Genomic DNA, 25,176 nt, shown 5'->3' with positions numbered 1-25,176 from the left:
TGCTTGCGCTCACATGGTTCGACCAAACAGGATCATCATAACTTGATAGCTTACGACTACGTACCCGAAAGCCAACCCCAAGCCGAAAAAGAATGAAATGGCCAAAGCATGTCGCAAAATATGCCCAATTACCGCCAAGTGCCAAAGCATCAGAAGCGTCAGAAAAATGTAAACCCCTTTGGCTTCCGGTGTCACCAGCAGCCAGGCAAGGAGCGGAACAGCGGCTGTGCTGATCAAAGCATCACATGCGTATAAAGCGGTCGCCGTTTGTTGCAGGCGGGGAATCCCCTGGCTCAGATAGAGTGCCATATAAAGAAAGCCGAACAGCATTAAAGCTTCAACCACGGCCTCGACGACCGCTCCGCTCCAATCGCGTTCCAATCCGAGCAGCACGACACCTACGATCAAGTAGGCGAGAACCGCGAGCCCTAACAGCAAGCTCGACGCAGGAACATCCCGAGGTCCTTTCTTAAAAAAACAGATATCGAGAAACAGCTTTATCAGCGGCATGTTTACACTTCGGCAGCAAATTCGAACTCGCTCAAGTTTCACCCGAGACCGATTCCAACACCTCACTTGCCTCCAACCAGGCGGACTCGGTTTCCACCAGTAGGCGGTCAATTTCAGCTTTTTCAAGGAGCAAAGACTGTAAGTCCGCCTTCGAGTCACCCTCGTACAGCGCAGGATCTGCCAGCCGCTCTTCGAGACGCCGCTTTTCGAACGTCAATTTCTCCAAAGAGGCTTCAGCCCGTTCCAGCGCCTGCTGAAAGGGTCTCAACGCACGCCGCCGCTCCGCATCCAGGCGCCGTTGATCTTTGCGGGACGGTGCCGCCTTGCTTTCGGCCGAAGCTTGCGATATGGCACGTCGATTGCTCAGCCACTGCCTGTAATCATCCAAGTCACCAGCGAATTTCTCAGCCTTTCCGTCGGCGACTAACCAGAAATCGTCGGCAGCCGTTCGGAGCAAATGGCGATCGTGAGAAACGAGCACCATCGCTCCCTGATAATCCTGCAAGGCCAGCGTAAGCGCGTCACGTGCGTTCAGATCGAGATGGTTGGTGGGCTCGTCCAGCAACAAAAGATTCGGCTTCTGATAAATCAAAAGAGCCAATGCAAGCCGGGCACGCTCGCCACCGGAAAACGGCGCGACTGCGGCCAACGCCTGGTCGCCGCAAAAACCAAAACCGGCAAGAAAATTGCGCAAATCCTTTTCTGCCGCATTTGGATCAAGTCGCTGCAAATGCTTAAGGGGACTTTCATCGACCCGCAACTGTTCGAGCTGGTGTTGTGCAAAATAACCGACCCTCAGGTCTTGCGCTTCCAAACGCTCTCCGCAGCTTGGGCTCAAAACACCGGCCAATAATTTGATCAGGGTGGATTTGCCTGCGCCATTTGTGCCTAAAAGGCCTATCCGCTCGCCCGGATTCAACGTCAGATTAACGCCGCTTAAGATAGGCGTCGAACCGTACCCCACGCCAGCCTCATCCAGCTTCAACAAAGGCGAAGGCAGCTTATCCGGCGGCAGAAAAGAAAATTTGAAAGGCGAGTCGACATGCGCCGCGGCAATCAATTCCAGCTTGCTCAACGCCTTGAGGCGGCTTTGCACCTGGCGCGCCTTGGTAGCTTGCGCACGAAATCGATCTACGAACGACTGAATACGCGCGACTTCGCGCTGCTGTCTTTCATAGGCCGCTTGTTGTTGCCCCAAGAGTTCCGCTCGTCTCGCCTCGAATGCCGAATAGTTTCCGGAATACAGCGTAACCTTTTGGTTCTCGATATGAAGCACATGATCGACGATATCATCAAGAAAATCCCGATCATGAGAAATCAAAAGCAGAGTACCGGCATATCGGGACAGCCACTCTTGAAGCCAAATCACGGCATCCAAGTCAAGGTGATTGGTCGGTTCGTCGAGAAGCAGCATATCCGACCGACACATCAGCGCTTGCGCGAGGTTGAGGCGCATTCGCCATCCGCCAGAAAACCGATTTACCGGCTTGGCCTCATCGCCCGGCGAAAACCCGAGACCGGACATCAGTTTGGCGGCGCGCGCCTTGGCTTCATAACCTCCGATCGCGTCTAGGCGAGAATGGAGCAGTGCCAGCTTCTCACCATCGCCGCTTTTCTCCGCGTCGTGAAGACCGGCCTGGATGAGACGCAATTCGCGATCACCGTCCATGACATAGTCCAAGGCGTTCTGATCGCTAGCCGGGGTTTCTTGGGCCACATGGGCGATATCCAAATTCGGCGGCATCGAAATTTCGCCGGCATCGACATGAATCTCGCCCAGAACCAGACGAAACAAACTGGATTTACCGGCTCCGTTCGCGCCAGTGATACCGACCTTCTCACCGCTATGGATGGTGAAGGAAGCCTCGTCAAACAGAAGACGCTGGCCTCGCCTTAACGCGACCGATTTGAAATTAAGCATGCCAATGGGGTGCCAAGCCGGCACCGGTCATTAGCCGGAAAGGCAGCGCGGAATTAAGCAGCCTGCTCGATTCGCCGGTCGGCTTCTTTGACAAACTCATGGAGGTCCCCTTTTTTGACGGTAGCACGGGGGATGATCAGAGCCGTGTCAATGCCTACGAAAAGAAAGGCGTATTTTTTGGTCATCTCGACGCGAAGAATATCGGCCCATTTCATCCGAGACTCGCCGTTCCGGTTGACCTCTACCAAAACATGCGGCTCGGCCCGCAAGGTATATGTACCGAGGATGCAAGCTCTTTCTTCATCCGAGTACAGTTTCCGGATCTGTCTGCGCAGGCTTCCCTTGAAATAGAGGGGGGTCAAAATGCCCCATAATGCAGCGATCACACCTACGTAGATCGCGGAAAGCGTATCCTGATAGTAAAACCACAAGAACAGCGCGATGAGCGCCATGATACCGGGGAAGATCGCCTGGTGACGACGCAAGGTTTTCTGCCAACTCGCGGAGTTCTGCAATTGATGTTCGTTGAAGGCAACCAGATCCTGTTCGCGGACTTCGTATTCTATTTGGGTCATGCGTCTATCACAGAAATTGTCTAACACCCTGCGCCGCCGACGAACCGGCAGCACATCCCCGGAGCGCTAAAGGGTGACTAGTATACGTAATTCTGTTTCAATTTACTCACTTCGGTGGGCTTGTCTAATCCGAAGCGGGATTTGGTGCTGCACAACGGAGAACAAAATGAAAGGCAATGCCGATGTTATCGCGCGCTTAAACCATTTGCTGATCGGCGAGCTGACTTCCATCGATCAGTATTTAATTCACTCCCGGATGTATAAGGATTGGGGATTTAACCGACTGTATGAACGCATTCATCACGAATTGCAGGAAGAACAGTCCCATGCCGACCGATTGATCAACCGAATTCTATTCCTCGAAGGTGTGCCGGATCTCAGCAAGCGCAACGCACTGCAGATCGGTCAGGATGTTCCAGGCATGCTCAAGAATGACCTGACTTTAGAATACAAAGTAATCGACGAACTCAAAGAAGCGATGGCGTTTTGTGAAAGCGTCGGCGATTACGTTACGCGGGATATCCTTCTGACGCTTCTCAAGGACACAGAAGAGGACCACGCCTATTGGCTGGAGATTCAGCTCGGCCTCATCGAAAAAATCGGACTACAGAACTACCTGCAAACACAGATGTAATCTACACATCCAGCCTGCCCTATCACTCGCCCACCTATGGGCAAGACAGTTCAAATCAAATCTTATTTGATAATAATTATCAGTTGTACTAGTATTTAGATCAGGTTTTTTCATCTGGTCTTGTTATGTACATCTGTATCTGCAAGAAAGTCACCGACGGACAAATCCGAAAGGCCGTTCAGGAACAGGACGTGACAAGCATGCGCAGTCTGCGCTCCAAATTAGGTGCGTGCGATCAGTGCGGCAAGTGTGCGGTTCAGGCCAAACAGCTTATCCGCCAATGCTTGCAGCACGAAAAAACGGTATCAGACCATAACCCGCGCAAGGCCGCATAAGCTTTATCCGCTCCGGATAGCAGCGGGCCGCTTGAGCTTTAGAAGGCTAACGGTCGACCCCGTTAGAACGGAGTGTTCTTCGGAGTGAAAGGCAGAAGTACGGAAGGAGGACGTCCCTGTCCTTCACGACGAAATTCCCAAGATATATTAGAACGTTATGACCACGTCGGCGGAAAAGAGGAATTGATCGCTCTTCTTACCGGCAAAGCTTGCCGCTCCACCAGCATTGTCGTACGCGTCTGCCTTATCAGCCCAATCGTACCGAACGTTCGGACGCACCATCAGCCAATTCACCGGCTTCCAGTTCAAACCGGCCGTGAATGCATAATAACTTGATGCTGGAAGCGCCCCCAATGTCCGCGCAGGCGAAACCACGCGGAAGCCGTCGTCATCGCGGAACCATTCAGCGCGCAGCCCGACAGCAAGATCGTCTGAAATATCGTAGGTGAGGTATTGATTGATCCCATACCATTCTGCATCGGTCCCATTACTGCCAGACCGATCGGTCGCCCCGACGACGCTATTTGCCCATCCATGATCATGCTGGAAGGTGTAGTGTAGGCCTTCCATGATGTCGTGCTTTATCACTAAGCTGTACATGCTCCAATTGTTTGCGTCTTGCTCGGAAATCTCACCGCTGGTGGCGCTAAATGCTACAGAACTGCCCTTGTCATCGCTGGCCCAAGTCACGCCACCGAGAAATGCCCAATTACCAAGACCTTTGTCCCAGGCACCATCCCAACCGGCGGTTTCGCTGCCGGTCACGCCCCCCGCCGTTATCGTCCAGTTCTGATCAATCGGATAGCTTAATAACACGCCTGTGTGGGTAAAGGGTTCTCCGAACTGCATCGTATAAGCATGCGAGTAGAAGAAATTATCCGGTGCCGTCACCACTTCGTTGCCGATGATGGTGTAAAAATGCCCAATCTTCGCAGTGATGCCGTTACCGAAAGGCGCGAATATTTCAAAGTAGGCCTGTGGCAGCGCGATGTCATAGAAGCGCTCCTCGTTCATCAGACGGAGATCCCAATGTCCGCGGGGCGAACCGTAAGCCTGTGTAAATTGGGCGTCGGTGCCGAACATAAAGTCGAAGCGTCCGCCGAAATCCCAGGAATCGCCCTCTGTATTGACGGCACGCTGCAGATAAAAGTAAAGCTGATTCAGTTGAAATTCGGAGGCACGGTCATTGAACGTCACCGGCCCGTTAAATCTTCCGGCGGGCTCATTCGCGTTGTAAGTGATACCGGCGTTAATCCATCCACCAAATTGCAGCCCCAAGTTTTTCATGAATTGGGTATCGTTGACATCGGCGCCCATATAGCCGAGCAACCCGGTGGGCTCGCTCGCTTCCTCAGCCCCAACGGAGGCAGCGAAAACCGCTGCAAGAACGCCTAAAGCCACACGCCCCATTCGGATCTTGGATGAATTCTTATACATATCGCTTTTTCTCTTATGTTTTCTAGAACGATAGTCTTAAGGCAAAGTCCATACCAAGGCGAAAATAATGTGCCCTCAGTTACTTAAGTAACGCATCAGTAAGATTTTGCACCTGTTTGGTGCGCTCTTACGGCTAATTGCACCAAAACAACACTTTGTTGCAATTGACACAATCGGCCATCAAGATGACTTGAAGGCATCCGCAAAGCTAGCACCGGTGTATCAAGAAAGTCGATCAGAATTTTTCTGAAACGAGCTGCTCGGCACTAAACAACGGTTCAACTGGCAGGGAGTGCTTTTTGACCGTTCAGCGAATACACGAAATCATTCGCTCGGTTTATGGAACGCTCCATGGCTGTGATCAACCCGGCAACCCCAACGGTCATCGCTGCCAATTCATGTTCCAGCGACGCAACCGCTTTTGCATTGAGGTTATGCTTCAAAAACAACACCTGATCTTGGAATACGCTCAGTACTGGCTCGATTTTGCCCTCGGCTCGACGCATCGCGGAAATCAGTTGTCCGTAATGCTGCTGAGTGAGCTTAAGCTTTTGCCGACTGCTGCTTCGAAGGCTGCGGTTGGTGTACAGCTCCAACTCATCCTCCCATTCTGCAAAAAGAGCCTCGGCCACGTCCTGCACCGCCGCAATCCGGTCTTTGACTGCTAGAGCCTTGGCTTTACTGTAATCGAACTCGACTTTAATCTGTCGATATAAGTCTTCGAGCTCGCCACCCTGAAAGTCCGTAAGTGCGCTGAACTTATCCAGCGCACTTTGAAATTGCTCCTTGGCTTCTTCCAAACTGTCCCGCGCATTCTCCACACGACTGACGAGGATGTCTCGCTTATGATGCCCCGTCGACTCCACGGCGCGAAAATAGACCTTTTGACATTTTGATATCAAATACCGGGTCAAAGGACCCAAGAGCTGACGACATACCACGGCAAAACTAATTGGATTCGTATTGGAGGACTTATTCATAACGCACACTGCTTGTTTTTCGAGAAAAGCCAACGACAGCCATTTTAAAATCCGTATAAAACCGTTTGTAAGCTCATGGTGACAGCGTTATCATTTTTCACTTACAGAGGTCTTGAACAACTTTGCGTAAGATCCACGTCACGTTGCCGTAACGCAAACTCAATAAGCTTCGCAACGGAGTTTCATCATACAAAGGGAGATATTAAGTGAAAGCACTTAGCGAAAAGCATATGGTTGTTGTAACAGCCCTGGCGCTAGGTCTAATCATCTTCTGGCTAATCGCCTCTGATCCGCAAGCTACCACCGCCTCCACCTCATCACCTACGATAAATAACTCTCCTGATGTTGTCGCTACGGTCACGGCCGCACAGTCTTCCGACTGATTTTGTGAACCGCTTCGCCAAACGCTCGGTTCGGCGGTACCGACTTCGATAAGATTTTCTTCAAGAATGCCCCGGTATAGGAAGCCCTGTTTTCGGCAACCTGTTCAGGGGTGCCTTCCGCCACGATTAAACCACCGCCTTCACCGCCTTCCGGTCCCAAGTCGACCAGCCAGTCGGCGGTTTTGATCACGTCCAGATTGTGTTCAATCACGATCACCGTGTTGCCGTGATCGCGCAATTGATGCAGAACGCCCAGAAGTTGCCGAATGTCGTGAAAATGCAGTCCGGTCGTCGGCTCATCCAGAATATAGAGCGTTTTGCCGGTGTCCCGCTTCGATAACTCGCGGGCCAGTTTGACCCGCTGAGCTTCGCCGCCGGAAAGCGTCACCGCGTTCTGGCCCAAGCTGATGTAGCTCAACCCCACCTCCATCAGAGTATCGAGCTTTCGGGCAACGGCCGGAATCGCGGAAAAGAACTGACTGGCTTCTTCCACCGTCATTTCCAAGACTTCGTTTATCGTCTTGCCCTTGTAGCGGATTTCCAGCGTTTCTCGGTTATAGCGTTTTCCCTTGCAAACATCGCAATGGACGAAAATATCGGGCAGGAAGTGCATCTCCACCTTGATCACGCCGTCGCCGGCGCAAGCCTCGCATCGCCCGCCCTTGACGTTGAAACTGAACCGCCCCGGCGAATAGCCGCGTGACCGCGCCTCCGGGGTCGCCGCGAAGAGTTCCCGGATCGGCGTGAACAACCCGGTGTAGGTCGCGGGGTTGGACCTCGGCGTGCGGCCGATAGGGCTTTGATCGATGTCCACCACCTTGTCGAAATGCTCCAGTCCGTCGATGCCGTCGCTTGATGCCGGCATCGCGGCGGCACCGTTGAGTTCGCGAGCCGCGAAGCGGAACAGCGTATCGTTGATCAGAGTGGATTTGCCGGACCCCGAAACGCCGGTCACACAGGTAAAAAGCCCCACGGGAAACGAAACGTCGATACCCTTCAGATTGTTGCCGCGGGCATTCCGGATCCGGAGCACGCGCTCCGGATCGGGCGGAATACGCCGCTCCGGCACGGCGATCTCGAGACGGTTGGAGAGATATTGGCCGGTGAGGGAATCGTCGTTTGCCATGATCGCTTCTGGCGTCCCCTCGGCCACGATTCGACCACCGTGAACCCCCGCCCCCGGCCCGATATCCACGACATGATCGGCAATCCGGATGGCGTCCTCGTCGTGCTCCACGACTATGACGGTATTGCCCAGGTCGCGCAAACGCAGCAAGGTATCGAGCAGCCGCTGATTGTCGCGCTGATGCAGGCCGATCGACGGTTCGTCCAGGACGTACATCACGCCCACCAAGCCGGCTCCGACCTGGCTCGCCAAGCGAATCCGCTGGGCCTCGCCGCCCGACAGGGTATCGGCGCTGCGCGCCAGGGTCAGGTAATCGAGCCCGACATTGACCAGAAACTGGAGACGCGCGGTGATTTCCTTGACGATCTTGGCCGCCACTTCACCCCGCCGCCCGGTGAGCGTCAGTTCGCCGAAAAATTCGAGTACGCGCCTGATTGGTAAGGCGGTCAGCTCCGGCAGAGAGGAATCGACTACGAACACATGTCTCGCCGCACGGTTCAGGCGGGTCCCCTCGCATTCAGGGCAAGGCTTGCTGGAAAGATACTTGGACAGTTCTTCTCGTACCATCATCGAATCGGTTTCGCGATAGCGCCGCTCCATGTTCGGAATGATCCCCTCGAAAGCATGCCGATGGACCAGCGTATCGCCGCGCGCGGTCAGAACCTTGAATGGAATCGTTTCGGTTCCGCTGCCGTACAGAACGATATCCTGAACCGATTTCGACAGGTGACCGAATGGCTGTTCCGGATCGAAACCGTAGTGCTCGGCCAGCGACTGGACCAAATGGTAGTAATAGGCGTTTCGACGGTCCCAGCCCCGCACGGCGCCGCCCGCCAGACTCAACTGCGGATTCTGGACGACCAGGTGAGGATCGAAGAACTGTTTGACGCCCAGCCCGTCGCAGCTCGGGCATGCTCCCTTCGGATTGTTGAACGAAAAGATCCGCGGCTCCAGTTCGCTCAGGGAGTAGCCGCAATGCGGGCAGGCATATTTGTCCGAATAGACCAATTCGGTTTCCGAATCGTCCATGGACACTACCAATGCGATACCTTCGGCCAACCGTAGCGCCGTCTCGAACGATTCCGCGAGGCGCACGGCCAGGTCCGGCCTCACCTTGAACCGGTCGACCACCACTTCGATGCTGTGCTTTCGGCGAAGGTCGAGCTTGGGCGGCTCGTCCAGCTCGTAAATCTCGCCGTCAATGCGGGCGCGGATGAAGCCTTGGCTGCGCAAGTCCTCCAGCACCTGAGCGTGCTCTCCCTTGCGCTCGCTGACCACCGGGGCGAGCAGCATCCAGCGGCTGTCCTCCGGCTGGCTGAGAACGTGGTCCACCATTTGGCTGACGGTCTGCGCCTCCAGCGAGATGCCGTGCTCCGGACACCGGGGCATGCCGGCGCGGGCGTAGAGGAGCCGGAGATAATCGTAAATTTCGGTGATGGTGCCGACGGTCGAACGGGGATTGTGCGAAGTCGACTTCTGCTCGATGGAAATGGCCGGCGACAAGCCCTCGATATGGTCGACGTCGGGCTTTTCCATCACCGACAGAAACTGCCGCGCGTAAGCGGAAAGAGACTCCACATAGCGTCGCTGCCCTTCGGCGTAAATGGTGTCGAACGCTAGCGACGACTTGCCGGAACCGGACAATCCCGTGATGACGATCAGCTTGTCACGGGGCAGGTCTAGGTCGATGTTTTTGAGGTTGTGGGTGCGGGCTCCACGGATCTGAATCGTGTCCATGCAAAATTCAAGCGCAAAACAGAACCTGTTACTATAGGCCGATTCCCGCCACTCGCAAAGGAGCATATTGCTTGAATCCGACCTTGCAACTCGACACTCCGATGACCCGAGCCGAGGTGCGCGCCAGCTTGTCTCTGGCCGCTATTTACATGTTGAGAATGCTGGGCATGTTCCTGATCCTGCCGGTTCTCTCGGTATTCGCCCGCGAGCTTCCGGACGCTTCGCCGCAATTGGTCGGATTCGCCATCAGCGCTTACGGCTTGACCCAAGCGATCTTTCAGATTCCCTTCGGCCTCTGGTCCGACCGCTATGGGCGGAAACGCCTGATCGTGCTCGGCTTGCTGCTCTTTGCCGCCGGCAGCGCGCTCGCCGCCCTGTCCGATTCGATCTACGGCATCATTGCCGGCCGGGCTCTACAGGGGGCCGGCGCTGTCGCCGGGGTCATCATGGCCTTGGCCGCCGATCTTACCCGCGAAGAACACCGCACCAAAGCGATGGCCTTGATCGGCATCAGCATCGGGATGTCCTTCGCGCTATCTATGGTGATCGGCCCGGTCCTCTCCGGCTGGGTAGGGCTTCACGGTCTTTTCTGGATTATCACGGCATTGGCTCTGCTCGGTATCGTGGTGCTGTACAGCGTTGTGCCGACGCCGGCCGTGAGCCGTTTTCACCGGGATACGGAAATGCGTCCGGCATCTTTGAAGACAGTCCTGGCAAATCGCGAACTTCTGCGGTTAGACCTAGGCATCTTCTGTCTGCATCTCGTCTTGACCGCTACTTTCGTAGTTCTTCCGCTGATTTTGCGCGATTCGCTACAGATGGAAACGGCCAACCACTGGCACATCTATTTGCCCGTCTTTGGACTTGCCCTTGCCAGCATGGTTCCTTTCGTGATTCTCGCGGAGAAGAAACGCAAGATGAAAGCGGTATTCGTCTCTTTCATCGCGTTAATCGTCCTTTCGGACGTAGGGTTTACTTGGCTTCAACACGATTTCTGGATCATATCCGGGCTTCTTTACCTGTTCTTCACCGGCTTTAATCTTTTGGAAGCCACCCTCCCTTCGTTGGTGTCGAAGACCGCTCCTCTCGACCTCAAGGGTACTGCCATGGGCGTTTATTCCACGGCTCAATTTTTGGGCGCCTTCGTGGGCGGAGCTGGTGGCGGCTGGATTTACGGCCGCTACGGAATACCTTATGTCTTCCTGTTCTGCGCCGCCGTCGCTCTGCTATGGTTTATATTTGCCATCGGTATGAAAGCTCCCCGAGGTTTGAGCAGCCTCCTGGTTAACGTGAACGGATTGAGTCATGACCAAGCTTCCAGTTTGTCCAGACGATTGCTTCAAGTGCCGGGAGTTGCCGAAGCCGTAGTCCTGGCCGAAGACGGCGTGGCTTACCTGAAAATCGACAAAGAGAAGCTGGATCGCATGGCGCTGAGCGGATTGTTGCAGGAAGTCGCTGCATGAGCATGCCAAGGCTTCCGACAGTCTTTCGAAATCTGACGAAACCTGTAATTTTTACTTAAAAATTAAGAACTTCAGCCATAGCGGCAAGTCTAATATCTGTTTAAATTCTCAACCGTATCATCGATCGGAGATACCTTAATATGGCCACTCGCGGCGTCAACAAAGTCATACTCATCGGCAACCTAGGTTCCGATCCGGAAGTGCGTTACATGCCCAACGGAGGCGCGGTTACCAGTCTACGGCTCGCCACGAGCGAAACATGGAAAGACCAGCAGACCGGCCAACAACAGGAACGCACCGAATGGCACCAGGTCGTGTGCTACCGAAAGCTGGCCGAGATCGCCGGAGAATATTTGAAGAAAGGCAGCAAGGTATACATCGAGGGCAGTCTGCGCACGCGCAAATGGCAGGACAAGAACGGCCAAGACCGCTATACCACCGAAATCATCGCCGATCAGATGCAGATGCTGGACCGCGCCGGTGGTCCTTCGGCCGGCTCGGGCGGGCGCGGAGAATCCGATCGTTATGCGCCGCCATCTTCGGGATCTTCGAAGCAAGCCCCGCAGCCGGAGCCCGGATTCGGCGGCATGGACGACTTCGACGACGATATTCCGTTCTAAAGAAACTTCGCCCATCCCGAAGAAGCCCTCAAGCTTTTGTTTTCTAAATAAAGTTAGACAGAAAACCACAACGCGCGCGCCATCTTATTGATCAGGCCCGTAAATACCCTCCTGGTATTTCGGGCCGCCGCCCAGGCCCGGTACACGCCCGGCCTGGGCTCACGCGGCTTGTCGCCGCGCCGGGGCATCCCTGCCCCGGATTAACCCAACCTATATTTATAGGCCGGGTTAATAAAGCAACTTTCGGCTTCATTTCCGGGTCCAACGCAGGTACCCGGTCGGTTATGAGACGATCTATATCCGCAAGTCGACCGGCTTATCTCTTGCCGTTTTTCCGAAGCCGGTAAAACGCCAACAAACCACTCAGCGCTGCGGCGGAAGAATCGAGCCTGTAGTTGATTTTTCTAAATGCCGGCGGTGTTTGAAGGGATTAAGTTGCAGCAAAACCACCCTTCGGTCGGCAACGAAACAACCCTGATACAGCTGGAGGTCAGCGATGGCAACAACGGAAGACATCACCAAAGATCTGAAGCAAGACTTGGCCACCCTCAAAGCCGACATGGGCAACTTGATGGCTGCGATGAAGGATTTGGGCGTCGAGCAAGGACGAACCGCTTACGCAAGAGCTCGGGAGGTCGGTGAACGCGCTCGCGGCCACGCGATGGCGGCCCAGGAAAGCGTAGAGCAATATGTAGAGTCACGCCCCTTGGCCAGTCTCTTAGTGGCCTTCGGCACAGGCTTCGCAATCGGCACGTTGCTTGGTACCCGTCGCTAACGGCGGGCCGCTGCCGTGATGCGATCATTCACAGACATCGTCGCTGCGGAAAAAGCAAAGCTTTGGCAGGGGCTGAGCCGATCGGCGGTACTGCTCTCCCTGGCAATTTTCGCCACATTGGCCGCATTCGGCGGCTTGGTTTTCGCGTTGCTTGGCGTCTATTTATCGCTGGAGGCGATGCTGGAGCCTTGGGTCGCCGGAGTAATCGTCGGCGTCGCCATGATTGTGATCGCTTTCATCGCGTTATGGGTTATTGCGCGATCTTTTACCAAACAGGGCAGAGCGGCGCCGTTGCCGCCGTCGTCGTCGAGAGCCTCCCTTGCGGCCGCGCCCCAGCCTCCCTCCGCCATTCCCGACACACTGCGCGCTACCGTAACTGATGCGCTCGGTGCAGCCAATATTCGAACCAGCGATATCGCGATCGCGGCCTTGGTTGCGGGGCTGGTTCTTGGCGCCAGCCCGCATCTAAGGCAACGCTTATTTCGTAGTATTACGAGAGACTGAACCAATCCGCCCGCCGACACTGTCTGCGGCAGGCGGATTATTCAGACTGCCAAGCACTCAGATTTGCGCTACATGCTTGAGAGCGGGGATGTTAGTTTCGTATCTCTTCGCCGGCTTGCATTTTATGGCGCGAAGCATGCGTGAGCGCTTGAATTCCGCCAGAACTCGGCTGACGCTTTCAACCGTAACGCCGAGAATCGCAGCCATTTCCTCGCAGGTCAGCAGAGTTACCGCAGTCGATGTCGAAGTATCGTTTTGAATGGCCGCCAGGAAGTTCACCAACCGGGCGACGCGCGCCTTTATCGATCCGGTGGAAAAGTCGGTAATCCAGATGTCGGCACTCTTCAGATGCTGGTACCAGCACTCGATGAGCCGACAATACAAATAAGGATTATCTTTCTTGAGCTGGGCAATCGTTCGCAACGGCGCACAAATCACTTCCACCTGATCGACCGCCACCGCCGTATGCTGATACGTCGGTTCGATCAATCCCCCGAGACCGAGAAATGCACATTTGGCATGAAGCCGAACGATACGGGCCCTCCCGTCGGGCGAATAGCTGATAAGCTTCACTAAGCCCTGCACAATCGCCAGCACGGTATCGGCCGGATCGCCTTCTCTGAAGATGATTTGTTTGGCGGCGAACGATTTTCGCTTGCCTCCTCGAAAAACCGTTTCCAAACCCGCCATGTCAAGGCCTGCCAATGCATCGCCGGTGTCCTCCTCAAACACCCGAGCCGCGGGATGCCGCGCGATAGGAGAAATGCTGCCCTTTCCTAAATTAGCCATGTGCCACCTCGTCGTCCTGATTGAAATCACACCTCGCAAGCCAACTCCTTGGAAGCTCGCCTATTGGAGAGATCCGCGGTTTGCGAGGTAGCCGACCATTCCTGGTCTATGCGCGAAACGGAACCGAGTTGATCCGCGCTGAGCTAGCAAATCTCAGATTAACAAATTTGCGGATCAAACTCATCCGGTAGACCACAGACTGAAAGCCGATGTTCTCTATACCCCCAGTACGTTCAGGCACCATTTCCCTCCGAACCGGGAGGCAAATTGGCTGGATGCTGAACTTAATGCGTTGGGGCCGTGTCTGCGAAGTAGAGATCCGTGGATCGTGGATTCAGCGTATATGGCCATAGAGGACTTGAGAGACTCGTCCGAACAACTCGAAAATCTTGCCGGCGGCATTCGCCTGTGTGTCGCATGTCGGCTTCACGAGAGCCGCCGACACGCAGTCCCTGGCGAAGGACCGGTAAATGCCGAAATCATGGTGTTGGGCGAAGGCCCGGGCGGCAAAGAGGATGCGGCTGGCCGGCCGTTTGTCGGCCCCGCAGGCCGGTATCTCGACACGCTCCTTCGAGGTCAGGGCATCGCCCGCGACAGGCTGTTCATTACCAACTGCGTCAAATGCCGTCCGCCGAACAACCGCACGCCCCGGCGCGACGAGCTGAAAACCTGCACGAATTTGTGGCTGGAGCGTCAACTCGAGCTGATCTCGCCCAAGGTCATCGTGCTGCTTGGCCAAGTCGCCGCACGTCAGATGCTGGGCGATACCGCGACCGTTTCCGACTTGCATGGAACCACGCAGCCGCGCAACGGACGAAGCTATTTCGTAACTTATCATCCTGCCGCCGCCTTGCGTTTCGATTGGATCGCCGCCACCCTCCAGGAGGATTTCGAGATCCTGGGCAAGTTGCTCGCGCGCTCCACCGATTCATCTCAGTAGCTTTTCAGGCCTGGGTTTCACGGTCGTCGGAGCGGCCCGTCCACGGGACTTCAACGACGCGGAAAAAGGTGGCCTCCTTCCCTGCCCCACATAGGACGCGGCGCTTGCGATACCTTCGTCACGACCCTGCCGGGCTGAATCCGGGATTCGGCGTCCGCGCACATTCCTGTTGCCGCTCTGTCCAAAAATCATTATCAATGCCCTTTGCAGCAAACAGCCTCCTGGATCAAACGTCATGAAAAGCTGGCCTTGGGTATCGATTGACCAGTCTTCGCTACGGAACCGGTTCGCCTACGTAAAAGCTTTGATCAAGAGGCTGATCAGAGACATACAGGAAGGCGGCCTGGACTACCGCGCCATGAGTCTGGTCTATACGACCCTGCTGTCGTTGACCCCGCTCCTGGCGGTCAGCTTTTCGGTACTCGCCGCGTTCGGCGTACACAACCAAATGGAGCCGCTCCTGCTGGAACTGGTGGCGCCGTTGGGCCAGCAAGGGAGGGAAATCGTTAACCGCATCATTGGATTCGTCAGCAACATTAGGGTCGGCGTATTGGGTTTCGTCGGTTTCGCCATGCTGTTCTACACGGTTCTCTCTCTGCTGCAAAAAATCGAGGAGGCTTTCAACTATGTGTGGAGGGCCAAGAAATCGCGCAGCTTTCACAGACGGTTCAGCGATTATCTCAGCGTTCTTCTCGTGGGGCCGGTGCTGGTTTTCTCCGCTCTCGGACTCATAGCATCCATGGCCAGCACCGAAATCGCGCAGATAATCATCAGTCAGGAACCTTTCGGAACCTTGTATTACCTGTTGGGACTGATTCTTCCGTACCTCCTCATCATCGGTGCCTTTACCTTTGCTTATCGATTTCTTCCGAACACCCACGTGAACTTTCGTTCGGCTCTGGTCGGAGGCATCGTGGCCGGCATCGGCTGGCGCGGAGCGGGCTGGCTGTTTGCCGAATTCGTCGCCAGCTCAGCCCGGTACGCCGCCATTTACTCCGGCTTCGCGATCCTCATCGTATTCATGATCTGGATCTACGTAAGCTGGCTCATTCTATTGATCGGCGCTCAGATTTCGGTTTATCACCAGCATCCGCGCTACATCCATCTGGCCGAGCGCGACGTCAAACTCAGCTATCAGCTCTTCGAACGCCTCGGTTTCTTGATCATGTACCTGATCGCGGAACACTTTCATCAGGGAAAAAAGCCGTGGACGACCGACGCCCTAAGCCAGCACCTCGGTCTCCCTGATCTCATGATCGAGAAAATCTTGGACGCGCTGAAAACACGGAATTTGATTCTGGTCGCGGTCGAAGGCGATCAAGGATTTGTTCCCGCCCGTGATTTGTCGGCCATCACGGTATCCGAAATTCTGGAAGCGATACGAACGTCGCCGGCTGAAACGTCGTCCATCGACAAGAACACTCTCTCGGTCCCCGCCGTGGATCATCTATTGGAAAGACTGCACACGTGCGGCGCACAAGCCACCGAGGGGCTTTCTTTGAAGGATTTGGTAGATGCTTGAACTCACGGCAGCCTAATACCGGAATCCAGTTGGGCTACAAGACGCCCCCCCTTGCCGCCTGCTTGCTGCCGTTCTGGCATACTAAAACCCGAGCCCGTCGATCACTATCGCGTAGGTATCCACCATGTGCCAGCTCTTGGGAATGAACTGCAATGTTCCGACCGACATCTGTTTCTCGTTCGAGGGATTTCACGTACGCGGCGGATTGACCGATCACCACCGCGACGGCTGGGGCATCGCCTTTTTCGAAGGCCGCGGTTGCCACTTATTCGTCGACTCCAAAGCGACAGTCGAATCGCCGATAGCCGATCTGGTGCGCCATTACCCGATCCATTCGACCAACGTCATCGCCCATATTCGGAAGGCCACCAAAGGCCGAATTGCCCTTGAGAACAGCCATCCTTTCCGAAGAGAACTGTGGGGCCGTTACTGGATCTTCGCCCATAACGGCACCTTGGAACATTTCGATCCGCCGCGCCCCGATGACGTCTTTCAGCCGGTCGGCGATACCGACAGCGAAAGAGCCTTCTGCTATCTGTTGAATGCGTTGCGTCGGGCGTTCCCACATGGTTCCCCGAGCCGAGAACAGGTCTATGGCGTGGTCGAGCGTATCACTGCCGAGATCGCGGAACACGGCGATTTCAATTATCTTCTTTCCGACGGCGATTCCCTCTTCGCGCACTGTTCCACGAATCTGCACTTCATCACGCGCAAAGCGCCGTTCGGCTGCGCCCACCTGGTCGATCAGGACATCACGGTAGACTTCAGCGAACTCACGACACCGTACGACAAAGTGACTGTCATCGCCACTCTCCCGCTTACCGACAACGAAATCTGGACCAAACTGCGCCGCGGCCAGCTGGTTCTATTTCACGACGGGGAGCCGTTAAATGTCGCCTAAAGGCAAAACGATCACAAGAGCGCTTTAACGACCCGCGCCACACCGAATAACAAGGCCGAGGGCAGCCAAATCCAGCGCATCTCGCTTTTAAGCACAAGCCATCCCCGGGCCGAAAAGAAGGCGTAGATTCCTATGGGCGGCACGGCGAGCGGTCGCCAGGCGAAGAAGTAACGTTTGTTCGAGAACGGCGCGAAAAGCGCAACGCCCAGACCGCCGTCGGTGAGGGCGTCGATGACGGGATGGGATAAGCTCGAAAGAAACAGGAATACGAAAACCGGCCAAGATTTGTGTTCACCGGGCAGAACGGCCATCGATAACGCTCCGAGGCATAGTGCGAAGGAGATGGAGTGAGTCATGCCGCGGTGTCCCCACGGATCACCGTAGCGCACCCCGAACGCAAAACCGACTGCATCCAGATCCGGAATCATCGAGCAGGCGACACCCAATAGCACAACCTCAGGCGATAGAATGCCATCCGGAAAACAGGCGCTCAGCGCGATCGGAACCGCCGCGTGAGAGACGATGGTAGACATAGCCCGGCTCCGAAAACCAAAACCTCATCAATACGTCGATAAGACAGCTGAACCGCCGGATAGCGTTCCCGGCGGGATCATACTGAATTTCAAGTCAGGCGATTCGTGGTAGGCTTCGCTACAGGAACATTCTTCGGAGAGCCTGGATGAAATGGATCGGCGCCGAACAAATAAACGACCGGCTCGATTATCCGTCTCTAGTGGCCTGGCTTGAAGCGGCCCACGGCAGCGAGATCGATGCGATGGACGATCTGCTGCTGAGCCGATCGCATACGGACGGGCAAACGCAGCACTTTCTCGTACGGGCCGCCTGGCAAAGCAAACTCGGCGTCGGAGCGAAGCTGGTGACGGTCTTCCCGGACAATCAAACCCGTGGACTCCCCTCGGTACAGGGCCTTTACGTTCTGTTCGGCGCCGAGGACGGTCGACCCTTGGCGTGCCTCGATGGCACCGCTCTCACCTTGTGGAAAACGGCCGCCGATTCCGCACTGGGCGCGAAGCACCTGGCCCGCGAAGATGCCAAGAGGCTGCTCATGGTCGGCGCCGGCGCCATGGCGCCTCATCTGATTCAAGCGCATCTGGCCGTCCGCCCGTCGATCGAGTCGGTATGGATCTGGAACCGCACGCCGCGCCGTGCGGTAAGATTAGCGGATTCCCTGGCTGGCCTACGGACTTCGATACACCCCACGACGGACCTGGAACAAGCGGTACGCGACGCCGATATCGTCTCCTGCGCGACCATGGCCACCGCTCCGCTCATCCGGGGCGAATGGCTCAAGCCCGGAACCCACCTGGACTTGGTCGGCGCGTTCACTCCGGATATGCGGGAGGCGGACGACACTGCCATCCGGCGAGCCAAGATATTCGTCGACTCCCGCGAGACCACTGTCGCCCATATCGGCGAACTCTGCATCCCCATCCGGAACGGCGTGATATCCGTGACGGATATCTTGGCCGATCACTTCGAGCTATGCCGCGGCATCCATCCCGGCAGACTGTCTCCCGCCGACATCACCCTGTTCAAAAACGGCGGCGGCGGCCATCTGGATTTAATGACGGCGCGATTCATCCTCGATCGCGCTGATCGCAAGAATCCCTGACGCACTTGAGTCCTGCCTCCATCTTTAATGGAGAATCAACAGCCTCGGAGCCCTGTCTGGTTGCACAGCTTGATAGGCATCCTCAGGCTGCACACCGTGATCCCGCCGTACCCGAAGTCGATATCCTGCACTTCCCGTCACTAAGAACTCTTCGAAGACGCTCGCTGCCCGTTCGCCAGGCCAGCCGGTCATGCGCGAGCGGGAATCGTGCTCAATGCTTAGGAAGCCTCATGGGGCCTCGATGAAATCATACACGATGACCTTGTCCACCAAGGGTTTCATTCTTTCGTTAATCACCTTATCGTGGTCCGGATGTCGCGAGTATTCGTCGAGCGCCTGTGCATTCTCGAACGTGGCCACGATAGCCACATCGTACGAGCTGTCGACAACATCCCGCTTGCCGGGCAGAGCGGCTCCCACATGGTAGCTCGACACCATCGGCAGCTTCGAAAGCGATTTGGTCGCGTCGATGTACTGCTGGCGCGCCGCTGAACTCCCATGATCCTTGAGCCAGACGATCACGACATGATGTATGCGTCCTGCGGTCGACGGCACGACCTCGGCCGAACTGGCGACGGTAAATGTCAGAGCACACACTAAGAGGGCGAAGACTGTCATTCGTTTCATGCGATTCCCCATCCTTTTCAATTGAGGTCGAGCAGGACCGGCTGCTCAACGCAGAGTCCTGCAGATTTGCACGGCAAGAGTATAAAGACCGATGTTCCGAAGGGCGTATTGCCGAACACCGCAGCGATAGTAGCATGGCCCCTGATCGGCATCACGATCGCCACGGCGTCGATGATGAGCGCGGCACCCGTCGCCGCTGAGCAGGCCCGCACAGGGTATCATCGAGGAATAAGGCCCGAGAGCGATGTTGAACGTGCGTTTGCGAAGCATAAGACTGGCATTCAAGACCTTCCCCGAGCGCCGGACTTGGCGCGGATGCCTTGGGTTATTCGGCGTATACGCGCTGTGCGCTCTGCTGATCGGATGGGCGACGGGATTTTGTCGTTTGGAGTTGATGAAGGCATCCGCCTGGGTAATCGCCTCAACGCCCGTCGTTTTGCTCGTGACGCCGAGTCTTGTAGAGGAAGTCTTATATCGTGCCGTCTTACTGCCGCATCCGGTTGAAGCGGCTTCTCCGAGAACAAAACTCGTTTGGTCCTCGGTCAGTCTCGTTGCCTTTGTGGCCTCCCATCCAGTCAATGGTTTGGTGTCACGAAGAGCGGTGTTTCTCGACCCGGTTTTTTTGGTGCTGGCGACACTGCTCGGCATCGTATGCACCCTCACCTACCTGAGATCGGGATCGATTTGGGTACCGATGCTGTTTCATTGGCTTACGGGGGTCGTGTGGATCATGTTTCTGGGCGGTTGGCAGAAGCTGATGATCCCCGGAGTTTGGGAGTAACGGAACCGTTATGGAACGCGCTCTGACCGATCTCAGATTCCCCGAATATTGCACGAGAACCGAGCGATGAAGCCACCGGCCATACAAAGGCCCAAGCGCGATTTCGGCGTCAATCGCCGGATATCGGAATCTCTCGATGGCCCGGTTTGCCGCCTCGGGCCGAGACCGCCGCTCGGGCGAGATAATCCTCCCACTTCCGCGCCGTCAACTGCTGAAACATCGGCACGACGGGGTTGAGCTCGATGGGAGGTGCGTCCCAATGCTGCTCATAGCCCTGTTGCTCCGCTTCCAGGGCAATTCCGTCCTCCAGCAGTATGGGCTTGAACACCAGAGGTTTGGCGACGTTCAGCACCATCTGGGTCAGCCACTTCGGCGTTTTCACGGAAAGCAGCGGAATCTTGACGCTGTCGAAATAGAACAGGAAAAACACGCGAGTGGTCCGTTCGTCGATAGGCAGCAGGAACGACCAGTTCTTGATGCTGTCGCCGGTGTTAGTCCATTGGTAGGGATACTCGTAGCACAGTTCGATGGACCGGGTGTTGACCCGGTTACGATCGACGAAAATCCCCGAAAACCGCCCAGCGGCCATGTGGGCGTCGTAGGTCAGGTAAACCCGGTCCTCGTCGGCTTCGTGATGGGTGAGCTTGGCGTCGACGAAGGGACGGTATTTCCGATGCAGGAACGCGTGGGCGAAGTCGCAGATATTGTCGATCACCATGGAATGGTGGGTACGCCAGATGAAATCCACGGCAAAATTGGCCCATGGACGGTCTCCGGTAAGTTCCGGAATTTCGGGGATCTTTCGCTCTCCGGCCAGGGCCGGATCGCCCGGAAACAGCCAGATCAGGCCGTAGCGGACGCTTACCGGGTAGGTGCGCAACCGGTTCTTGATGAGCGGTCTGCCGAAGCTGTCATGGGAATAATCGATCAGCCAGCCGTCCCGGTTGAACGTCCAGCCGTGATAGGCGCAGCGCAGATGGCAGCCATCCACAACGCCGTGAGTGAGCTTGAGCTGGCGGTGCGGACAGCGGTTCTGAACGGCCGCGAGCCCGCCGTCCTTGCCGCGGAACAGGGCAATGGACCTCTTCCAGAACACGACTTCCTTCACCTCCCCTTTCTTGACCGCGCTGTCGTATTCCACCGCGTACCAGCGGTCCGGATCGAGGCCGGCGGCACGGGCCTTTTGCCGGGAGTTTTTGGCTTCCGCGAAATCAGGCGGCGATTGCCGGGATGTGTCTTGCGCATTCCTCATCGTCAGTACTCTCCATATGACCAAGGGTGGATAACGGGGACCAATAGCCGTTTCACTTAGGTGGGGTGATGACACCGCGGCGCACGAAATCCTCGTAGGCTTCCCGAATCGCTTCGGCCAGGCTGGTGGGCCGATAGCCCAATTCCTGTCCGGCCTTCTCGTGATCCGCCCGGCGCCGCATCGAGAGCAGGCGCACCGCGGCAGGCGTGAATCGCCGAGGCGAGTTGGGAAAGATCCGGAACCAGGTCTTGTCGGCCACTTCCGCCAGCGCGGCCATGACGGGTGCGGGCAAGCGCAGTCCAGGGGACGGTCGCCCGGTCACCTGCCCGTAGAGAGCCATCAGGTCGTCCACACTGGCGTAAGCGGTGCTGATGATGTACTTCTGCCCGGAACGGCCTTTCCGCATGGCGAGCACATGGCCCTCGGCGATATCGCGGGTGGAGACGAATTCGAAGCCGCCGGGGATATAGGCCTTGAGCCGGCCATGGGCGTAGTCGATGAGCACGCGTCCCATGCGCGACGGCTTGTAATCATGCGGACCGACGATGGCGCAGGAGGTGGCGACGACCACGTTGAGGCCGTCCGCGTGGGCGCGCAAGGCCTCGTGTTCCGCCAGATGCTTGGTGAAACCGTAGGGCAGATGGCGATCGAAGGGATAGAACGGCATGCCTTCGTGGCTGGGGCGGTCCGGTTCGTACCCGGTGGCGCTGAGCGATCCGGAGACCACGACCTTGTCGACGCTGTGGCGGACGGCGGCTTGCAGAATGTGCCGCGTGCCCAGGACGTTGGTATCGAAGACTTCCCGCTTATGGGCACCATTCCCGGCTATGGTCGAGACCAGCGCCGCGCAGTGATAGACGCGGGAACAGCCGCGCACAGCCGCGTCGACCGCCTCGGAATCCCGCAAATCGCCATAGGCTCGGTCGACGTCGAGTCCCGCCAAGGCCCCGTTGTCGCGGCCCTGCCGAATCAGGACACGGACTTCGTCTCCGTCGGCCAGCAGGCGGCGTACGAGATTGGCGCCGAGATGGCCGGTCGCTCCGGTGACTAGCACTTTTCCCGAGTTCACGTTGGTTCCCTTCTCTGTGGTGTCGAGACCGGATGGTAACACGCTTCTATCCAAGGAAGCGTCTTGCATCTATACGGGGACATGGAGTTCCGATTTACCTTGGTCCGGAGTCCGTCGATGGCCCCCATAGCGGAAATTTGCTGATTTTGCCCTTCACGAAGTGGCTCGTCGGTTCCGTTACCGTAACCGGGGCGAGCGTCTCGTCCGCGATACGCCACGGACGGATATTTCAGGATTCGAAACACCCAAACCCGGAACGTCCCAGATTCGGGTGAACCCGTGCGACGGCAAGTTGTCGTTAGAAATTAGATCGGGTCGAAAATTCACCTCCGCTCAAGATGAGTAACCTCGGTTCTCAAAAGGAAAAATGACCAGCCTCCGTTCAGGAGAACGCCATGCGCCATAGATTTCCCCCCACCACGTTCGGTGTCGCCTTGTTTCTAACGTTATCTGCCTTTTCTCCCATTGGAGTCTCTGCACCCGACAAATCGAATCACGAGGTTTGGATGATCGACCAATCGGGTTTCCCGCCTAGCACCATTCCCGATGACGACATCGGCGGCAAGCTGTACATATTCGATGGCAGAAAGTTGTCCCGGAATGCGGCGTCCAAGGCAAAACCGGAGGTCTTCGAACTAGCGAAATTGGCACAGCGGCTGGACGACACGGCAACACCGCGTCGACCGCACTACATCACCTTCAATGCGTCCCACACGCATGCCATCATCTCGTTTGTGGCCACCGGACATGTTCTCATCATCGAGGCGGCAACACGAAAGCCGGTTTTCCTGGTCGATGTAGGCAAGCAAGCTCACGCAGCCGTCCCTTCGCCGGATGAGGCCTATATTCTGGTCGCTAACCAGAACGGCAAACTCGTACAGAGAATCAACACCGATTACGCAGCCAACACCTTTACCCTCGACCATAGCGCCACTCTGAATCTTGCCGATGGGACGACGCCGAGCGGAGCCCTCAAACAGTTCGGCTCCGCCGATGAGGACGGTGTTCGGCCGGACAACGCCCCCATCCTGGCGCTGCCGGACTCCACCAGTAACTTGGCGTTTGTCACGCTTCGCGGCGGCGGTCTGTTTGTCATCGATCCGCGCGCCACGCCGATGGCTATCGCCGGTGAGTATACGACCTCGACCATCGAACCCGCCGGTCTCCTGGCGGCCCAGACGGGGAACAAGATGTACTTCAATTCGGGCGGCGGCGGTGGAGCCGAACTCGGGTTCCAATCCGTACTTTATGCTCTGCCGGTGAGCGCGTTCTCGCCTTCGCCAAATCCGTATCCGAAGCCAGACACCCCTGCGCCGACGGTGGTCTTCGATCACGGACAACAAGACGTGGATTCGCATGGGCTGCTTGTCACCCGGCAGGAACGTTACCTTTGGGTAGCCGACCGCGCCGCCAACAAGATCATCGTGGTCGATACCGAAACTGACGACGTAGTGAACGAGATAAAACTGGCTGGCGTCGTATCGCGGGACCCGGCACCGGACATTCTCGGAATATCGCCGAGCGGCGATCGGGTGTACGCGACGCTGCGCGGACCGTTCCCGCTCACCGGCAACAATCCGGAGCTCAATAACGCTCTGGGACAGACGCCCGGCATAGGGGTGATCGAGGTCAAACGAGGCGGCAAAAGCGGAATGCTGAAGCTAGTCGCCCCCGTCTCGAACGTCGACGATACTGACGATGAGGAGCGCGCCGACCCGCACGGAATTGCCGTGCGGAGTCGCTGAGGACCGAATGCGTAGCGAGTACGCCGGCTGGACTAAAGCGTCACAAGAGCGCGGGGGGAACGCACCCGCCGGTCGATTCAGCACCGCACCAAAACCCCGTCGCGCCGCCGACAGCGGTCGGCTTATCGTAGGCTCGCGCACGGGCAGATAGAGCGCGTTGCGTTGTGATAACTGATTGCGTGGTCATTGCTGGCGCTCTCCCGAGGCTCTAGCGGACGGTAACTTCGGCGATCATCCCTGCCTGGTAGTGTCCCGGAACATGGCAGCCGATCTCGAATCGGCCGGGTCGATCGAACCGCCAAACCAACTCTTTCGTTTGGCCCGGCTCTACGGTCACGGAATTCGGGCTGTCATGGGGCGTGTCGGGAGCGGCATGCATCTCCCCGGCGTGCGATTCCTGCTCCGCAACCGTACCGATGGTTGCCTCGTGCGTCAGTCGGCCGATGTTATTAACGATCAGGCGCAATGTTTCTCCGCGATTTATCGTAAGCGACGAGGGATCGTATTTCATGCTGTCCAGGGTTTTGATTTCGATCGTGCGCGTGACTTCGTCGGGTTTGCCGGGTTGACCGGCGGCCGATTGTTCAGAACCGGAGTGCTCTTCCGGCAGATGTTGATCTTTCGATACCGGCGATTCGAGGTCCTGCGCCTGCACTACGAGGGCAGACATGACTAAAGTAGCAAGAATGGCGGCGCGGTAGATCGAACGTGACATCACGATATTCTCCTTATCGAAATTCGAAGACGTTTTGTGGCGTGCCCTCAAACTACGACATAGATCTTGAGTGGCGCAAAAAAGTCCGGAGACCGCTTCTATTTCTTATCGGTGCCGAGCTACTAGAGCATTTTCTGATTCGGTGTAAGGGAGCCCCATATGTAGGTCGGCAATCCTTTGCCGACGTACCGGCTCGGCAAAG

At 56.5% G+C, this 25,176-nt stretch carries 25 protein-coding genes; 12 read left to right on the top strand and 13 right to left on the bottom strand.

Annotated features, from left to right (window positions below; translation table 11 throughout):
- Positions 1 to 9: 9 nt before the first annotated feature.
- From ACR2TX_RS11795 to ACR2TX_RS11785, 3 genes are read right to left on the bottom strand one after another with little or no spacing between them, the layout of a single operon-like run.
- Positions 10 to 510 carry a hypothetical protein gene (locus tag ACR2TX_RS11795; protein ID WP_077727959.1) on the bottom strand — a complete coding sequence of 167 codons (501 nt, stop codon included), beginning with the start codon at positions 508 to 510 and terminating at the stop codon, positions 10 to 12.
- Positions 511 to 541: 31 nt separating this feature from the next.
- Positions 542 to 2,431: an ATP-binding cassette domain-containing protein gene (locus tag ACR2TX_RS11790; protein WP_077727958.1), complete on the bottom strand. Its 1,890-nt coding sequence runs from the start codon at positions 2,429 to 2,431 to the stop codon at positions 542 to 544.
- Between the two features lie 53 nt (positions 2,432 to 2,484).
- Positions 2,485 to 3,060 carry a YcxB family protein gene (locus tag ACR2TX_RS11785; protein WP_434132257.1) on the bottom strand — a complete coding sequence of 192 codons (576 nt, stop codon included), beginning with the start codon at positions 3,058 to 3,060 and terminating at the stop codon, positions 2,485 to 2,487.
- Between the two features lie 112 nt (positions 3,061 to 3,172).
- On the opposite strand from ACR2TX_RS11785, the gene bfr reads away from it, so the two are divergent.
- Both bfr and ACR2TX_RS11775 read left to right on the top strand, forming a co-directional pair.
- Positions 3,173 to 3,640 (top strand): bacterioferritin, encoded by a 468-nt coding sequence (bfr, locus tag ACR2TX_RS11780; protein ID WP_077727956.1) that lies wholly within the window; start codon positions 3,173 to 3,175, stop codon positions 3,638 to 3,640.
- A gap of 125 nt (positions 3,641 to 3,765) precedes the next feature.
- Positions 3,766 to 3,975, top strand: a complete 210-nt coding sequence (locus ACR2TX_RS11775) for a (2Fe-2S)-binding protein (protein WP_077727955.1) — start codon at positions 3,766 to 3,768, stop codon at positions 3,973 to 3,975.
- Between the two features lie 147 nt (positions 3,976 to 4,122).
- Here the strand turns inward: ACR2TX_RS11775 and ACR2TX_RS11770 are convergent, their stop codons facing one another.
- From ACR2TX_RS11770 to uvrA, 3 genes are all read right to left on the bottom strand, one after another.
- Positions 4,123 to 5,412, bottom strand: coding sequence for a porin (locus ACR2TX_RS11770; RefSeq protein ID WP_077727954.1), 1,290 nt, complete (start codon positions 5,410 to 5,412; stop codon positions 4,123 to 4,125).
- Between the two features lie 278 nt (positions 5,413 to 5,690).
- A complete protein-coding gene (locus tag ACR2TX_RS11765) occupies positions 5,691 to 6,392 on the bottom strand; it encodes a DUF2959 domain-containing protein (RefSeq protein ID WP_077727953.1) in 702 nt (233 codons plus the stop codon).
- Positions 6,393 to 6,749: 357 nt separating this feature from the next.
- On the bottom strand, positions 6,750 to 9,638 hold the full coding sequence (gene uvrA, locus ACR2TX_RS11760; protein ID WP_077727952.1) for an excinuclease ABC subunit UvrA: 2,889 nt from the start codon (positions 9,636 to 9,638) through the stop codon (positions 6,750 to 6,752).
- A 101-nt stretch (positions 9,639 to 9,739) separates the two neighbouring features.
- On the opposite strand from uvrA, the gene ACR2TX_RS11755 reads away from it, so the two are divergent.
- The 4 genes from ACR2TX_RS11755 to ACR2TX_RS11740 all read left to right on the top strand — a co-directional run bounded on the left by ACR2TX_RS11755 (position 9,740) and on the right by ACR2TX_RS11740 (position 13,000).
- Positions 9,740 to 11,101, top strand: coding sequence for an MFS transporter (locus tag ACR2TX_RS11755; protein WP_434132458.1), 1,362 nt, complete (start codon positions 9,740 to 9,742; stop codon positions 11,099 to 11,101).
- A gap of 140 nt (positions 11,102 to 11,241) precedes the next feature.
- Entirely contained in the window at positions 11,242 to 11,721 is a 480-nt protein-coding gene (ssb, locus tag ACR2TX_RS11750) for a single-stranded DNA-binding protein (RefSeq protein WP_086133601.1), read from the top strand.
- 496 nt (positions 11,722 to 12,217) lie between these two features.
- Positions 12,218 to 12,496: a DUF883 family protein gene (locus ACR2TX_RS11745; protein ID WP_077727950.1), complete on the top strand. Its 279-nt coding sequence runs from the start codon at positions 12,218 to 12,220 to the stop codon at positions 12,494 to 12,496.
- Between the two features lie 18 nt (positions 12,497 to 12,514).
- Positions 12,515 to 13,000 carry a phage holin family protein gene (locus tag ACR2TX_RS11740; protein WP_077727949.1) on the top strand — a complete coding sequence of 162 codons (486 nt, stop codon included), beginning with the start codon at positions 12,515 to 12,517 and terminating at the stop codon, positions 12,998 to 13,000.
- Between the two features lie 57 nt (positions 13,001 to 13,057).
- Here ACR2TX_RS11740 and ACR2TX_RS11735 read toward each other — a convergent pair whose 3' ends face one another.
- Positions 13,058 to 13,789, bottom strand: a complete 732-nt coding sequence (locus ACR2TX_RS11735) for a Crp/Fnr family transcriptional regulator (RefSeq protein ID WP_077727948.1) — start codon at positions 13,787 to 13,789, stop codon at positions 13,058 to 13,060.
- Positions 13,790 to 14,117: 328 nt separating this feature from the next.
- Here ACR2TX_RS11735 and ACR2TX_RS11730 point away from each other — a divergent pair, with 328 nt between their 5' ends.
- The 3 genes from ACR2TX_RS11730 to ACR2TX_RS11720 all read left to right on the top strand — a co-directional run bounded on the left by ACR2TX_RS11730 (position 14,118) and on the right by ACR2TX_RS11720 (position 17,152).
- Complete coding sequence (locus tag ACR2TX_RS11730) at positions 14,118 to 14,729, top strand: uracil-DNA glycosylase (protein WP_156879499.1); 612 nt, start codon at positions 14,118 to 14,120, stop codon at positions 14,727 to 14,729.
- A gap of 235 nt (positions 14,730 to 14,964) precedes the next feature.
- The gene (locus ACR2TX_RS11725) at positions 14,965 to 16,251 is read left to right on the top strand and encodes a YhjD/YihY/BrkB family envelope integrity protein (RefSeq protein ID WP_077727946.1); all 1,287 of its coding nucleotides are present in this window, start codon (positions 14,965 to 14,967) and stop codon (positions 16,249 to 16,251) included.
- Between the two features lie 124 nt (positions 16,252 to 16,375).
- Complete coding sequence (locus ACR2TX_RS11720; RefSeq protein WP_077727945.1) at positions 16,376 to 17,152, top strand: class II glutamine amidotransferase; 777 nt, start codon at positions 16,376 to 16,378, stop codon at positions 17,150 to 17,152.
- Between the two features lie 11 nt (positions 17,153 to 17,163).
- Here the strand turns inward: ACR2TX_RS11720 and ACR2TX_RS11715 are convergent, their stop codons facing one another.
- A complete protein-coding gene (locus ACR2TX_RS11715) occupies positions 17,164 to 17,685 on the bottom strand; it encodes a metal-dependent hydrolase (protein WP_077727944.1) in 522 nt (173 codons plus the stop codon).
- Positions 17,686 to 17,831: 146 nt separating this feature from the next.
- On the opposite strand from ACR2TX_RS11715, the gene ACR2TX_RS11710 reads away from it, so the two are divergent.
- A complete protein-coding gene (locus tag ACR2TX_RS11710; RefSeq protein ID WP_434132253.1) occupies positions 17,832 to 18,785 on the top strand; it encodes an ornithine cyclodeaminase family protein in 954 nt (317 codons plus the stop codon).
- A 228-nt stretch (positions 18,786 to 19,013) separates the two neighbouring features.
- Here the strand turns inward: ACR2TX_RS11710 and ACR2TX_RS11705 are convergent, their stop codons facing one another.
- Together ACR2TX_RS11705 and ACR2TX_RS11700 are read right to left on the bottom strand one after the other, a co-directional pair.
- Complete coding sequence (locus ACR2TX_RS11705; protein ID WP_434132251.1) at positions 19,014 to 19,412, bottom strand: Dabb family protein; 399 nt, start codon at positions 19,410 to 19,412, stop codon at positions 19,014 to 19,016.
- A 17-nt stretch (positions 19,413 to 19,429) separates the two neighbouring features.
- A complete protein-coding gene (locus ACR2TX_RS11700; RefSeq protein WP_434132249.1) occupies positions 19,430 to 19,624 on the bottom strand; it encodes a hypothetical protein in 195 nt (64 codons plus the stop codon).
- A 32-nt stretch (positions 19,625 to 19,656) separates the two neighbouring features.
- Here ACR2TX_RS11700 and ACR2TX_RS11695 point away from each other — a divergent pair, with 32 nt between their 5' ends.
- On the top strand, positions 19,657 to 20,193 hold the full coding sequence (locus tag ACR2TX_RS11695) for a CPBP family glutamic-type intramembrane protease (protein WP_077727941.1): 537 nt from the start codon (positions 19,657 to 19,659) through the stop codon (positions 20,191 to 20,193).
- A 109-nt stretch (positions 20,194 to 20,302) separates the two neighbouring features.
- On the opposite strand, the gene ACR2TX_RS11690 is transcribed toward ACR2TX_RS11695, so the two are convergent.
- Together ACR2TX_RS11690 and ACR2TX_RS11685 are read right to left on the bottom strand one after the other, a co-directional pair.
- Positions 20,303 to 21,445 (bottom strand): Rieske 2Fe-2S domain-containing protein, encoded by a 1,143-nt coding sequence (locus ACR2TX_RS11690; protein WP_077727940.1) that lies wholly within the window; start codon positions 21,443 to 21,445, stop codon positions 20,303 to 20,305.
- Between the two features lie 52 nt (positions 21,446 to 21,497).
- Positions 21,498 to 22,556 (bottom strand): NAD-dependent epimerase/dehydratase family protein, encoded by a 1,059-nt coding sequence (locus ACR2TX_RS11685; protein ID WP_168175310.1) that lies wholly within the window; start codon positions 22,554 to 22,556, stop codon positions 21,498 to 21,500.
- Positions 22,557 to 23,020: 464 nt separating this feature from the next.
- On the opposite strand from ACR2TX_RS11685, the gene ACR2TX_RS11680 reads away from it, so the two are divergent.
- Positions 23,021 to 24,259 (top strand): YncE family protein, encoded by a 1,239-nt coding sequence (locus ACR2TX_RS11680; protein ID WP_434132244.1) that lies wholly within the window; start codon positions 23,021 to 23,023, stop codon positions 24,257 to 24,259.
- A gap of 208 nt (positions 24,260 to 24,467) precedes the next feature.
- On the opposite strand, the gene ACR2TX_RS11675 is transcribed toward ACR2TX_RS11680, so the two are convergent.
- Complete coding sequence (locus ACR2TX_RS11675; RefSeq protein WP_077727937.1) at positions 24,468 to 24,974, bottom strand: cupredoxin domain-containing protein; 507 nt, start codon at positions 24,972 to 24,974, stop codon at positions 24,468 to 24,470.
- Positions 24,975 to 25,176: the final 202 nt, after the last annotated feature.

It is taken from the genome of Methylocaldum sp. GT1BB (genome assembly GCF_051027545.1).
In the GTDB taxonomy this organism is placed as follows: Bacteria; Pseudomonadota; Gammaproteobacteria; order Methylococcales; family Methylococcaceae; genus Methylocaldum.
This window is presented reverse-complemented; position numbering and strand designations above follow the sequence as displayed.